Origin of the sequence: Chloroflexus sp., assembly GCF_034432675.1 — a bacterium.
In the GTDB taxonomy this organism is placed as follows: domain Bacteria; phylum Chloroflexota; class Chloroflexia; order Chloroflexales; family Chloroflexaceae; genus Chloroflexus.
Map to the genome: position 1 here is coordinate 1 of NZ_DAOUBI010000077.1, position 12,671 is coordinate 12,671.

Sequence of the window (12,671 nt, forward strand, 5' to 3'; positions counted from 1 at the left end):
AAGTACGCACAGGATTACCAGGCCGCATTCGGCGATGCTGCGCCGGCCTTCTCAGCTCAGGCGTATGATGCGACCAACATCTGCGCTGCCGGTATTCTCTCCGCAGCAGTTGCAGCCGGTGGTAAACCAACTCGCGCCCAGGTTGTGCAGGCCATCCGCGACCTTCCACCCTTCCCTGGTATTACCGGTACATATGACTTCAACACCAAGGGCGATCCCACTGTCGCTACCTATTTCGTGCTGAAGGTCAACGCGGCTGATTGGAATCAGAACGAACTGATTAGCCGCCTTGAAATTGCGCCACCGCAATAAGCAATAGGTTGTTCGCGTTGCAGTGCGCGAGAATTGACTTCTCGCGCACCTGTCTAATCATTTATTCGGGAGTTTTCATGGCTGTCGATGCAACGGTTACCCCCACAACTGCACGCCGATCTCTCGGTGAGGTATTTGGGGTTGTCTTTGGCCCTATCGGGCAATTGCTGGCCTTCATCGTCGGAAGTGCCGCTGCACTATCACTGATCGTTGTTCTGCTTGCCCTAATACTATCCCCCACCCAGCCTGACATCATGCAACGGGTGGTAATCATTCTGCCGCAAGTGCTCATTGATGGGCTGGTTCGCGGCTTCCTCTTCGCCACCATCGCCCTTGGCTACACGATGGTCTACGGCGTGCTTGAATTCATCAATTTTGCCCACGGTGAAATCTTCATGATTGGTGGCGTCGTTGGTGCCACTGTGAGTTTTATTCTGGTAAGCTCTGGCACGCTGGCAAGTGTACCGCCGCTGGTTTTCGTGTTGCTGGTTGTGTTGATCGCCATGGCCTTTTGCGGCACCCTCGCCGTTACCATCGAGCGGATTGCATACCGTCCGCTTCGTAATGCGCCCCGGCTGGTACCGTTGATCTCGGCTATCGGCATGTCACTCATCCTGCAAGACCTTGCCCGCCTGGTAATGACCAACAGTCCCCTGGGTTTTAATGCCCGTTACCAAACTCCTGATTTCGGACAGCCGATTCGCCTGTTTGAAATGCAGATCGGCGAACGGGGTGTATCGGTTATTCTGAGTCCGCGCGATTTGATCTTCATTGTCGCGGCCACCCTCATGCTGATCGTTCTGAATTATGTCGTAAATGCCACGAAACTGGGCAAGGCGATCCGGGCCACCGCTCAGGATATGCCAACGGCGAGTCTAATGGGTATTGATGTTAATCGGATCATTGCGCTTACCTTCTTGATCGGTGGAGCACTTGGAGGTGCTGCCGGTGCATTGTTTGGTTTGCGCATTGGGACCGTGAATCCATATATGGGTTTGATCCCCGGTCTGAAAGCATTTACTGCTGCTGTGTTAGGTGGTATCGGCAATATTACCGGCGCAATGGTCGGCGGTATTGTGCTCGGTTTTCTTGAGGCTTTTGTTGCGGCGTACCTCGCTATCTTTACCAACGGTAATTTCTCAGGTGCGGCTTATGCCGATATTGCCGCGTTTAGTATCCTGATCTTGCTATTAATTTTTCGGCCTTCCGGTCTGCTCGGTGAGGCGACAACACAGAAGGTGTAAGCAGTATGACTACGAGCACTTCACCGCAGAGCCTGTGGCAGCGCGTAACGACTTCTCTGAGCAGTGGGCCAACCGCATACGCATTTCTGGTTTTCTACGTGCTCGTCTGCTCTTTCCTGCTCTTGACCAATCCGCGCACCGAATTGAGCACCGACATCGTGTTCGTGCTCTTTATGTTGTCGATGCTGGTAGCGTATCGCTCGCGGGTTGCCGGTTGGTTCAAGGTGGTACTGGGGGTGTTTGCTCTTGGTATCGTTTTACCGTACTTCGGTACCCTCAACCCGTTTTACATTGATGTCGCAACTCAGGCCGGTATCTTCACGGCACTGGCTCTGGGATTGAACGTTGTCGTCGGCTTTGCCGGCCTCCTTGACCTCGGCTATGTCGCGTTCTTTGCGGTGGGTGCGTATGCCTGGGCGATCTTTAGCACCCCACAGATCAGCGAGATTAATCCGGCCTGGAGTCCGGTCGATCCGATCATGTTCTATCTGTTTCTGATTATCGGCCTCATCCTCGGTTTGATCACCGGTGTCTTGCTTGGTTTACCGGTGTTGCGTCTCCGCGGTGATTATCTGGCTATTGTAACCCTGGGTTTTGGCGAGGTGATTCGAGTTATCGCCAACAACCTGGATCGACCGGTAAATGTGACCAATGGCTCACAAGGCATTCGTGACATCGAGCGGCCCCCGCTCGTGCTGGTTGATCTGGTGCGAAACCTTGGTGTTGTTGCCGACGATAATCGCCTGTATCAGCTCTTCTTCTACTACCTGGTTCTGATCATTCTGTTGCTCACCGTGATCGTCGTAGCTCGCCTGAAGAATTCACGGATTGGGCGGGCGTGGGAAGCGATTCGTGAAGACGAGGTAGCAGCAGTTGCGCAGGGTATCCCACGGGTACGCATGAAACTGCTGGCGTTCGCGATTGGCGCATCGTTTGCCGGTGTCATGGGGGTGGTCTTCGCCTCGAAGCAGCTTTTTATCAATCCACCAACCTTTGACTTGCTGCGCTCCATCAATATCCTGGTAATGGTTATCCTCGGTGGTATGGGTTCCATTCCTGGGGCAATGCTCGGTGCAATCATTGTAACGATGCTCGATTTGCAGATCTTGCCCCGCACGGCTGCTGTGATCCGCGAAGCCCAGGCTGCCGGTTTACCCATCCCGCGCCAGTTCGATCCTACTCAGTATCAGCGACTCTTCTTTGGGCTGTTGCTGGTGGTTATGATGATCTTCCGTCCTGAAGGATTGTGGCCTGACGAGCGCCGGCGCGAAGAGCAGCACGAGGTCGAAGTGACTGAAGAGGAGTTTGAGGCCGACAAGTCGGTGGCACCAACCGGTGCCGATATGGGGAGATAGCCATGGCGCTTTTAGAGGCTTCTAATATTACGAAAGTCTTCGGTGGTCTGGTGGCGGTTAACGATGTAACCTTCACTGTTGAACCGGGGAGCATCGTCAGTGTGATCGGCCCAAATGGTGCCGGTAAGACAACGTTCTTTAATGTGCTGACCGGAATCTACAAGCCAGACAAGGGGCGCGTGATATTTGCCGGCCAGGACATTACCGGCTGGCGATCGGATCAGATCGCTGCGTTGGGAATGCGGCGAACCTTCCAGAATATTCGCCTCTTCAATAACATGACTGTCCTGGAGAACGTGCTCATCGGCATGCACGTTCATTTGCAGGCTTCAATCTGGAGTATCATCTTCCGTGCCCGCAATATGTTGCGGGAAGAAGCAAAGGCTCGCAACAAGGCGATTGAGTTGCTCGAATTTGTAGGTATCGCCGAAAAACGAGACGAGCTGGCCAAAAATTTGCCCTACGGCGACCAGCGTCGGCTTGAGATTGCCCGTGCGCTGGCCGGCGATCCTAAAATTATCCTGCTCGATGAGCCGACCGCTGGTATGAATCCGCACGAGACGGCCGAAGCAACTCAACTGATCCGTCGCTTGCGTGATGAGCGCGGCATTACCGTGATCTTGATTGAGCACGATATGCGGTTGGTGATGTCTATTTCAGAGCGAATCTCGGTACTCGACTATGGCAGCAAGATTGCCGAAGGTGATGTGCAGGCAATCCGTACCAATCCTCGCGTCATTGAAGCGTATCTCGGTAAAGGTGCTGCCGCCGGTCACGCAGCCTGATACAGATTACACAGGTAGCTGTGGCACAGGATGCGTAGTTGTCCATGAAAAAACCATACAGATATGATCTGTGTAGTGCAGCGTGTCTTGTGAGTAACCACAGCTTAGGATTGAGGAAGTTATGGCGCTGCTGGAATTGCAGAATGTTCACACCTATTATGGCAAAATTCATGCCCTGAAGGGCATCTCAATGCGGGTTGATCCCGGGGAAATCGTTACCCTGATTGGCTCGAATGGTGCTGGTAAAAGTACTACTCTGCGCACCATTTCCGGCTTGCTGAAGCCGCGCCAGGGCCAGATTACGTTCAAAGGACAACGCATTGACACATTGCCACCCCACCAGATCGTGAAATTGGGAATTGCACAGTCGCCAGAGGGACGGCGAATTTTTCCGCGCCTTACGGTGTTGGAAAACCTGGAAATGGGTGCGTTTCTCTATAACACACGTAGCCCTGAATACCAGGCCGATCTTGATCGGGTATTGACACTCTTCCCCCGTCTGCGCGAACGAGTCAGTCAAAAAGGTGGCACCCTGTCAGGTGGTGAGCAGCAAATGCTGGCGATTGGCCGGGCACTGATGACCCGACCACAGGTCCTGCTTCTCGACGAACCTTCGATGGGTCTGGCCCCAGTGCTCGTCGAGCAAATCTTCGAGATTATTCAGACGATTAATCAGCAAGGCACGACGGTCTTACTCGTAGAACAAAATGCGTTGCAAGCGCTCTCTATCGCCCACCGCGGCTATGTGTTACAGAGCGGTGAACTCGTGTTAGAGGATACGGCAACGAATTTGCGTAATAACGAGATGGTGCAGAAGGCGTATCTGGGTTTGGAATAAGGTAATATTCGCTAACACTACGAGGCCCGACACCCGGCGTGACTATACGGTTACGCCGGGTATTTTATCACTGCACAGATGGTGGTACCGCTGACTGTTAACGTGAATAAATATCATATCACATCCAAGTGTATGCCGGTGACGACCGCGGATACGGAGAAGAGCGGTGTTTCTGCCGCACACGCTGTGGTATCACTCGCCAGCGTAGATACACTTTCCTGGCCGGGTTGCCCGTGGCACATGGTTTGGTGTGCGGAAGCCATGCGTCCATATCCACCGTGCATATTGGTAGACATGGGACGTAGCACGTACCTGTGCCGGTCCGCTACCCTGGTGCAGAAGATGCATGAGTTTGGGCTGGAAGCCCACCCCACGGGAAACTGCCGGTGCATCGTGGACAACATCGCAAACCGTCGTGCAGGGGCCGGGCTGACCAATGTATTGATGACCTCGACGATGATGCACGCGGTATTGATCAAGATTTGATACTGCGTCTAACGGTCGCATGACCTCAAATAAAAATCCCTGGTTTTACAACCAGGGAAACTGGAGCGGGAGACGGGACTCGAACCCGCGACATTGTGCTTGGGAAGCACACACTCTACCAACTGAGTTACTCCCGCATTTCATCAGTACACTAAAGTATAGCATGTTCATCGTTGTCTGTCAATCAGGGTTCCATTCGATACCCGACTCCCCATTCGGTTAACAAAAGCTGGGGCTGGCGTGGATCGATCTCAATCTTGCGCCGCAAATGCCAGACATATACCTTGAGATAATCGTTATCGCGCATCGGCTCACTACCCCATACGGCCCGTAGCAATTGTTCGTGCGTTACAACCTCACCAGCACGCTCAGCCAGTACCAGAAGCAATTGATACTCGGTCGGGGTGAGATCAACCAGTTCACCCCGTACACGTACTTCTCGTTTCCGCTGATCAATGCTTATCAGGTTATTGCCAACCATGAGTGGGCGACTGGTTGCAGGTACTCGCCGTAGTAAAGCACGAATCCGGGCCAGCAGTTCGTCGTAATTGAAAGGTTTGGTCACATAATCATCGGCACCCTGATTAAGTCCGGTAATAGTATCTTCGGGCATTGTCCTGGCAGTCAGCATCAAAATGGGTAATGAGGCAAATTCACGCACCTTTTGACAGACCGTCAACCCATCGAGGTCAGGCAGCATAATATCGAGAATGACCAGGTCAGGTCGTTGCTGACGGATAATCTTAATTGCTTCCAGACCACTGATGGTCTGGATAACGCGATACCCTTCCTGCTCAAGGCAGACCCGGATCAATTCCTGCAAACCACTGTCATCTTCAACGACCAGAATAGTCTCTGATTGATCCATACAGGTTCTCCATGGTTACAACCCGCAATACCGACCAATCACTGTGATGTTTGACCACCACCCGCTGCTCGCAATTCGCTAAAGCGAGCGGTAACGTCATCGAGGGTCAGTTCACCGATATGAACGTAGCGAATCTGTCCATCAGGCGTAATAAAGAAGCTGGTGGGCAAAGGAAAGACCCGATACGCTTCGGTAATCGTACCCTCGGTATCAAGTGCTATCGGGTATGTAACACCGTACTGCGCTAGAAACGCAGCCACATCGGCAATCGTTTGTCCATTTACCAGCTCATCATCGGTGAGGTTCACCCCGATGACCATCAAGCCCTGGTTAGAAAACTGCTCATACGCTTGCTGCAAAGCCGGTAACTCCCGCTTGCACGGTTCGCACCAGGTTCCCCAAAAATTCAGGAGGACGACTTTTCCCCGATATTGAGACAGCTCTATCGTACCACCACGCAATTCAGGGGCTGTAAAGTTAGGTGCTGGACGATTAACCTCACCCATCGCCTGGCCGGTAAGTGTCTCCCGATTCGTGAATATCCACACACCTGCGACTACAACGACAGCTATGAATGAAAAAGTGAACACGCTTAGCCATTCACGCCGGCTCAGCTCACGACGTACCGGCCGACTTGTAGATGGTATCAGACCCTGACTGATGTCATATTGACGCCGACGTTCAGGATCACGTAACACGTGGTACGCTCGCTCGATGGTCTGTAGCCGCTCTTGCGCAACTGCCCGCAATTCATCATCGAGATCGACAAGCCGTTCCGGTGCGTAACGCTGTCGTTGTTCAGCATAAGCGGCATCAATCGTAACCTGATCGGCATCGGGAGTTATCCCCAACAGACTATAGTAATTTGGTCTGTTCATAGTTGACATTGTAGCATACCTTACCTGAAAAGCTATATGGTTTATTGACCATACTCGTCAATTAAAATTTGAGCTTGTAATTGCAATCCCGGAGCGACGCCCGGAATGGACAGGACAAGCTGCCACTGTTGAATCGCGCGCTCGGTTTGCGGTGGATCGACGGCAACCAGACAAATGCCATGCGAGAGCAAAACACGCGCATTTTGAGGTGCTGCCTGGAGTGCTTTCTCAGCCTCGCTCAGCCCTTCTGCTGCCCGCTGGGGATTGTTGGTATCAAGGCCGTAGTAGCACAGACTGGCAGCAATATCGGCGCGAATAACATCGTTACTAGGTTCCAGTTCAAGAGCCTTGCGATAGGCATCAACGGCCTCCAACCAGCGTGGAAGTCGCTCCTGGTATATTTGCTGCGCCTCGGCATTTCCATTCGTCAGTTGCTCACGTACAAATACCACACTGTCAAAGAGTGCATTACCAAGGTTAATCCAGGCATTCGGATTGTCGGGCACCTGGGTTGTGACTTGTTGAGCTGCAATCACTTGTCCCTCGAACTGATCGAGAATTTCGCGCAGGGTTGGTGTGGGAGGGACAATCGTTGCCACTGTTGTTGGTGCCGCAGGTGGTGGTGCAACCAGCGTTGTACTGATTAATGTGCCGAGCACGATACTAAAAGTTGTCGCCGCAACAACTAGGGACGGCAAGAGCCAGACCGGCTGTTGACGCTGCACGACTCGGCCACGAGCCACTGAAGGTTGTTGTGAGCGCGGGCTAAGATATGGCTGTGGATTAAAATCTGGTGGTCGCTCCTGACGACGGGCCGGCGGTAAGGGGCGAAAATCGATCAGATCATCGTCCATCTCGCCAACCGGAGACGTATCTGCTTTCCCTTCCGGCACCGGCAGTGAAGGGTTAACTTGCTCTTTCAGCAGTTGATCATACTCGGCACGTCGCCAGGGATCACCCAACACCTGATACGCGCGCTCGATCTCGTCACGCCGGCGACGTGCCAGTTCGATCAACTCATCAGCCGCCCCTTCCAGACGAGCAGGATCGTACCGTTCACGCAATCGTTCGTAGGCCGCACGAATGGCTTCGGCATCCGCCTTTGGATGAACTTGTAGGATTTCGTAGTAGTCAGCCATTGCTTTCCAACAACAATCGCGATTGGCGGCTCTTCGGTCTACCTGCCAATCGCGACCATACCTTACTCATTAGTCATTACACGCCACAACACATCAGATAGCTTGTAAACTGCCGTTCACGTTCGGCCAGCATGTTCCCGGATGCTTTGAGCACATTAATCCTGACCTCACAGGTTTAATCTCCAGCTCCTCGCCAGCCCAGTTGAGCCGCCAGTTCTGGCAATGCCTTGGGCAATCGTACTCGAGCACCAGCCAGCGCCAGACTACCTTCAAGGTAGCGCCGTACTAGTGCGATTGCGCCGCCGATCACCATCATGATAACACCTGTCCAGACCAGCACAACCAGCGGTTTGACGCTCACCGCAATGACAGCCTTGGCCGGCACCACCGGCAATTCATCGAGACCAGGGCCGCTACCTTCGAGGAGCACCATCCGATTAGTCGGATCAAGCTCTGCCAGACGCAGGATGTGGCCACCGGGTAGGGTGACCGGAATGAACTGCAACTCACCTTCATTCGTGGTCGGATTGGGGACAACTTCCACCCGCGGCTCAACCTCGAAGGTCTGGCCTTCATAAGTAACTTCGACACGGGCACCAACCTTCGCTTCACCACGCATCATTGCCTCGCGGTCGATATTAAAGCCGCGGAAGGTCAATGTGTATGGCCCCATCTGTGTACTTTGATCCACACCTAGTACCGGTCGCGAAGGATCACGTTCGGGATCATAACCTGCGGGTGAAATATAAAGGTCATGCCAGAGATAGCTATGGATTGAGGGCGTCTGCATTGTTGCGCCCATTCGTTGATTGAAATAGAGGTAGGGTTGAGCCGAGAAAGCACGAGAACCATCACTCACCGTGAGATCGAGCACACCACGCTGCTGGTCATCAAGTTGATAGCCGTTGAAGATAAACTCATAGCCAAACAATCGGGCCGACTCACCGGGGGATAGTGTCAGGCGGGTATCGGGAGTAGCGTAGGCCGAAGAGGCAACCATCCCAATCGCCATCACTGTAAAACCGAGGTGAGCGAGGTAACCGCCGATCCGCAACCAGCCACCACGCAAGGTACGGATAATCATCACCAGATTCGTTCCAAATGCGAAGACACCACCGGCAACATAAGCCAGGGAGAGCAGATCGCGCACATTGATAATCATGGCCACGACAGCCGCTACCACTGCGAACACTGCCGGCCAACGCAATGCCCGCAGGAGGTGGCTGAGATTAGCGTCGCGCCAGCCAAGGAGTGGCCCAACGATCAGCAACACGATTGCTACCACACCGAGCGGAGGTACTGTGCGCTGGTAGAAGGACGGGGCAAGTGAAAAACGGCCATCTTCAAATGGTTGCGCCTGCGGGTTCATCAGAGTGCCGTCATCAAGCTCGAAATAACGACCCATCCACTCTTGCAGCGTATGCCCCACCCCAGGAATAGCCGAAATGACCGGCATCGAGGTACCGATACCAACGACCAGCGCGGTCATGACAATGGTAATAATCGCCAGTACGAAGAAACTATCACGCGAGAAGAATTTGTCACTGAGTGGACGGGCAGGAATATCGTTCCAGCGGGCCAGCAACGAGACAATGGCAACCGCTAGCAAGAAAATCTGAAAGCCAACCAGTCCCTCAAAAATCCCTTCGGCGACAAATGAATGTACAGAGAAGTTAGCATAGACCCCACTGCGGGTCATAAAGGTAGCGTAGAACACCGTGATGTACGTTGCTACACCCAACACAAGGTTAGTCTTTCGCAAACCACCGTGCGTGCGTTGTACGAGCATGCCGTGGATCAGGGCAGTCAGAATAAGCCAGGGTACCAGCGACGAGTTTTCGACCGGATCCCAACCCCAATAGCCACCCCAGCCCAGCGTCTCATAAGCCCAGTAACCACCGAGCAAGAGCGCCAGCCCCAAAAAAGCCCAGGCCGACAATACCCAGGGCAAGGCCCGTTTCACCCAGGTATCGTAATCGCGACGCCACAACGCCGCCAACGCAAACGCAAAGGGTATCATGGACAGCGCATAGCCAACGAACAAGACTGGTGGGTGAATGATCATCCAGAAATTGTGCAAGAGCGGATTTAGACCGCGACCGTCACCTGGAGTGATTGCGACGCCGGTATTGGGATCGACCAGAGGCTGGAACGGATTGAGCACCAGCACAAACCCAATGATCGCTGCCTGGATCGCCATAATAACCATCAGCACATACGGCTCGAAATGTTTGGTGCGGCGCACCAGTAACGAGCTGGCAATTGCCCCCCATAGCAACCAGATCATAAAACTGCCTGGTTGACCGGCCCAACTTGCAGCAATCGTGAAGAAGAACTCCAGATCGCGGGAGCTATAGTTGTAGACGTAGTCCAGATCAAAGCGGCGGGCAAGAAACACTGTAATCAGCAGCGTCCACGACATCAACACACCGGCCAGCGCCGCATAGACGCCGAAACGGGCATAACCCAGCGCTACCCGCTGCCCGCGCACAACTAATCCATAACTGACAACAGCCAGTAGGGTCATTCCCAGGCTGGCCATTAGAAGGAACGTGCCAAGGAGATGCATAGCAGCTCTTTCTAGCGGTCAAAGCCAGTAGACGGTGAAAACTTTTTTACCAGCAGTGACCATGTTACGGCCATTGCTTTGCTTATGGCTTGGCCTGGTTCATTTCTTGATACTTCGACGGGCATTTCACCAGCAGATCGTCTGCCATGAATGCCTGCTCGGTCGGATCGTAGCGGCCAATAGCAACAATGCTAATCGCCTGCTCAAAATTTGCCGGTCGCGGATCATCCGAGATGACTTTGATCAGTTTCCCATTCTCATCTTGCAGCATAAAGGTAAACCGACCCCTTTCGTCCATCTCACCGGTACTGCCTAGGAATCCGGCCAACTGAACACTACGTGTGCTGCTCATCGCCTCGTCTACACTGGTGGTGTAGGCACGGAAGCCATCCTGGAAGCCAAAAAAGCCATAGACAACTGCCAGCAAAATAATTCCTAGACCAACAACGTGCAGTAGCTTAATAGCGACACCACGACGCACTGGAGTAGTTGCAACAGCCATATCTTCCTCGCCAAATATTTCAACGGCGCTCAACCGGCTCGTCAGGAACACCGGTTTCACGCACCCGACTCACCTCAGCCACCGGTGGTAACGGTTCCGAGCGCTCTTGCCCACGTTCCAACTCACGTTTTAACGCACGTGCAGTAGCATCGATCCGCCAGAGATAGATAAAGATCGTGATCCAGACCAACAACACAGCGGCTGTCGCTACATAAATTGCTGCGCTATCCATGGGTTAGGCCCTCCGCTGGGCAAGTGCCCATTGTAAGTTTAGTACCTGTGAATGTATCTGCAACATCCAGAAAAAGAGTGCGGTAAAGCCCAGATTTGCCGCTATGAAGACGTAAAGTGTGCGGCGATTCTCTAGCAAGTTGGTGCCGGGGGCTTCCATGTTTAACCGCACCGCACCGGTGGCCTCATTATACTCTTCAAGGCCAAGTTGGAAACGCGAACCAGGAAACTCTGGCCGGGCAGCCATCCCACCATCAACTAGATCGAGACTGGGGTAGAGAATCGCTTCGCTTTGCAAACCCGGTGTGCTCACCTTCACTTCCGCCACCAGCAGATTACCCTGCCGCTCAAGGCCGAGCAACTGCACCTTCTGATCACCAATTAGCCCAACCTTGCCCACTTCCAGGACAACACCGTCACAATTGCTGCCCTGAATAAAGGCACAATTGGGATGCAACGTACTATCGGCGATCCGTGGCGCGACAAAGAAGAGGAACGGCATCGTAACAAATGCAAAGAGTGAATAGACAGCGCTGAGCTGACGACGCCGGTCAGCATCGTCAATAGCTGCGCGCAAGGCGAAGAGCGCCGCGTAGATGAGAAGAAGGACAAAGATCGATGTTTGGCGGGGATCCCAATTCCAGAAAATCCCCCATGCTACTTGTGAGAAGACCATGCCGGTGATAGTGGCCAGGAACGTGAAGAGAAGGCCTGCCTCGGCTGCTGCTACCGCGATATGATCATCACGCTCACGACGCCGCCAGAGGTAGAGGCCACTAAAGATGGCTGAGATTGTAAAGGCAATCACACTAACCCAGGCGGTGGGTACGTGGACAATAACAATGCGACCGGCATCTCCCAACCCCTCATATTGGGGAACTATCAGGAAGGTGGCGATCATTACGCCGGCCATCCACAAACCGATCCCAAATTTTGCCATCTGTGCCAGCCGTTGCGTCATGGCAAGCTGCTTTCTAGCCCTACGGGTGGTAGCCTATTCCTACTTTGATCATTATACAACGTTGTTGCTTAAAGAAACAAGGAACATGAGTTCCAGTTGCGTTGCCAGGACCAAAATCTGCCCTAGTGTTGCATTGTCATTACTGTCATTACTATGACAGCACTATTGTTGGGATATTTTAACAGTTCTAAAGTATTGTATCATGACTACCGTCGAAAGCATTGTATCATGACTACTGTTAATGGTGATAGCAGATCACCTCTCTTCCATCAGATCGTGCCGCTATCGCCATCATAGCGATTGGAAAGGTTTCTTGCTATCTCGTGGCGGTACATTCCAGAATGGGCAGCTTTCGATAGCACACCTGATTTGCAATTCTGGCAACAGATCTATCAATAAAACACATCTCATAAAGCTGTGCGGTCAGGCTAGAACTTATTTCATAAAAAGTTGTACTGTCGCGCTCGAATAACCATCTCCGGTGCCATCACGCGCTGGATTGG

12 protein-coding genes and 1 tRNA gene are annotated in these 12,671 nt (G+C 53.0%); 5 read left to right on the plus strand and 8 right to left on the minus strand.

Annotated features, from left to right (window positions below; all coding sequences use genetic code 11):
* The 5 genes from VAE55_RS06185 to VAE55_RS06205 all read left to right on the plus strand — a co-directional run.
* A partial coding sequence (locus VAE55_RS06185; RefSeq protein ID WP_322814929.1) for an ABC transporter substrate-binding protein occupies nt 1-312 on the plus strand: 312 nt, incomplete at its 5' end.
* Nucleotides 313-389: 77 nt separating this feature from the next.
* On the plus strand, nt 390-1,556 hold the full coding sequence (locus VAE55_RS06190) for a branched-chain amino acid ABC transporter permease (RefSeq protein ID WP_322814930.1): 1,167 nt from the start codon (nt 390-392) through the stop codon (nt 1,554-1,556).
* Between the two features lie 5 nt (nt 1,557-1,561).
* Nucleotides 1,562-2,911, plus strand: coding sequence for a branched-chain amino acid ABC transporter permease (locus tag VAE55_RS06195; protein WP_322814931.1), 1,350 nt, complete (start codon nt 1,562-1,564; stop codon nt 2,909-2,911).
* 2 nt (nt 2,912-2,913) lie between these two features.
* Nucleotides 2,914-3,696, plus strand: a complete 783-nt coding sequence (locus VAE55_RS06200) for an ABC transporter ATP-binding protein (RefSeq protein ID WP_322814932.1) — start codon at nt 2,914-2,916, stop codon at nt 3,694-3,696.
* Nucleotides 3,697-3,817: 121 nt separating this feature from the next.
* Complete coding sequence (locus VAE55_RS06205) at nt 3,818-4,534, plus strand: ABC transporter ATP-binding protein (RefSeq protein ID WP_416181173.1); 717 nt, start codon at nt 3,818-3,820, stop codon at nt 4,532-4,534.
* 547 nt (nt 4,535-5,081) lie between these two features.
* On the opposite strand, the gene VAE55_RS06210 is transcribed toward VAE55_RS06205, so the two are convergent.
* From VAE55_RS06210 to VAE55_RS06245, 8 genes are all read right to left on the minus strand, one after another.
* A tRNA-Gly gene (locus VAE55_RS06210) sits at nt 5,082-5,157 on the minus strand.
* 47 nt (nt 5,158-5,204) lie between these two features.
* Nucleotides 5,205-5,888 carry a response regulator transcription factor gene (locus VAE55_RS06215; protein ID WP_322814933.1) on the minus strand — a complete coding sequence of 228 codons (684 nt, stop codon included), beginning with the start codon at nt 5,886-5,888 and terminating at the stop codon, nt 5,205-5,207.
* A gap of 38 nt (nt 5,889-5,926) precedes the next feature.
* Nucleotides 5,927-6,775 (minus strand): redoxin domain-containing protein, encoded by an 849-nt coding sequence (locus VAE55_RS06220; RefSeq protein ID WP_322814934.1) that lies wholly within the window; start codon nt 6,773-6,775, stop codon nt 5,927-5,929.
* Between the two features lie 32 nt (nt 6,776-6,807).
* Entirely contained in the window at nt 6,808-7,905 is a 1,098-nt protein-coding gene (locus tag VAE55_RS06225) for a J domain-containing protein (RefSeq protein WP_322814935.1), read from the minus strand.
* Nucleotides 7,906-8,080: 175 nt separating this feature from the next.
* Nucleotides 8,081-10,474, minus strand: coding sequence for a cytochrome c biogenesis protein CcsA (gene ccsA, locus VAE55_RS06230; protein WP_322814936.1), 2,394 nt, complete (start codon nt 10,472-10,474; stop codon nt 8,081-8,083).
* 82 nt (nt 10,475-10,556) lie between these two features.
* On the minus strand, nt 10,557-10,976 hold the full coding sequence (locus tag VAE55_RS06235; protein WP_322814937.1) for a cytochrome c maturation protein CcmE: 420 nt from the start codon (nt 10,974-10,976) through the stop codon (nt 10,557-10,559).
* A gap of 19 nt (nt 10,977-10,995) precedes the next feature.
* Nucleotides 10,996-11,208, minus strand: a complete 213-nt coding sequence (locus VAE55_RS06240; protein WP_322814938.1) for a CcmD family protein — start codon at nt 11,206-11,208, stop codon at nt 10,996-10,998.
* 3 nt (nt 11,209-11,211) lie between these two features.
* The gene (locus VAE55_RS06245; protein WP_322814939.1) at nt 11,212-12,168 is read right to left on the minus strand and encodes a cytochrome c biogenesis protein; all 957 of its coding nucleotides are present in this window, start codon (nt 12,166-12,168) and stop codon (nt 11,212-11,214) included.
* Nucleotides 12,169-12,671: the final 503 nt, after the last annotated feature.

What these genes read in the sequence shown, in the direction of transcription:
- VAE55_RS06190 (WP_322814930.1), top strand. Translation starts at nt 390, where the DNA reads ATGGCTGTCGATGCAACGGTTACCCCCACAACTGCACGCCGATCTCTC.
- VAE55_RS06195 (WP_322814931.1), top strand. Translation starts at nt 1,562, where the DNA reads ATGACTACGAGCACTTCACCGCAGAGCCTGTGGCAGCGCGTAACGACT.
- VAE55_RS06200 (WP_322814932.1), top strand. Translation starts at nt 2,914, where the DNA reads ATGGCGCTTTTAGAGGCTTCTAATATTACGAAAGTCTTCGGTGGTCTG.
- VAE55_RS06205 (WP_416181173.1), top strand. Translation starts at nt 3,818, where the DNA reads ATGGCGCTGCTGGAATTGCAGAATGTTCACACCTATTATGGCAAAATT.
- VAE55_RS06215 (WP_322814933.1), bottom strand. Translation starts at nt 5,888, where the DNA reads ATGGATCAATCAGAGACTATTCTGGTCGTTGAAGATGACAGTGGTTTG.
- VAE55_RS06220 (WP_322814934.1), bottom strand. Translation starts at nt 6,775, where the DNA reads ATGTCAACTATGAACAGACCAAATTACTATAGTCTGTTGGGGATAACT.
- VAE55_RS06225 (WP_322814935.1), bottom strand. Translation starts at nt 7,905, where the DNA reads ATGGCTGACTACTACGAAATCCTACAAGTTCATCCAAAGGCGGATGCC.
- ccsA (WP_322814936.1), bottom strand. Translation starts at nt 10,474, where the DNA reads ATGCATCTCCTTGGCACGTTCCTTCTAATGGCCAGCCTGGGAATGACC.
- VAE55_RS06235 (WP_322814937.1), bottom strand. Translation starts at nt 10,976, where the DNA reads ATGGCTGTTGCAACTACTCCAGTGCGTCGTGGTGTCGCTATTAAGCTA.
- VAE55_RS06240 (WP_322814938.1), bottom strand. Translation starts at nt 11,208, where the DNA reads ATGGATAGCGCAGCAATTTATGTAGCGACAGCCGCTGTGTTGTTGGTC.
- VAE55_RS06245 (WP_322814939.1), bottom strand. Translation starts at nt 12,168, where the DNA reads ATGACGCAACGGCTGGCACAGATGGCAAAATTTGGGATCGGTTTGTGG.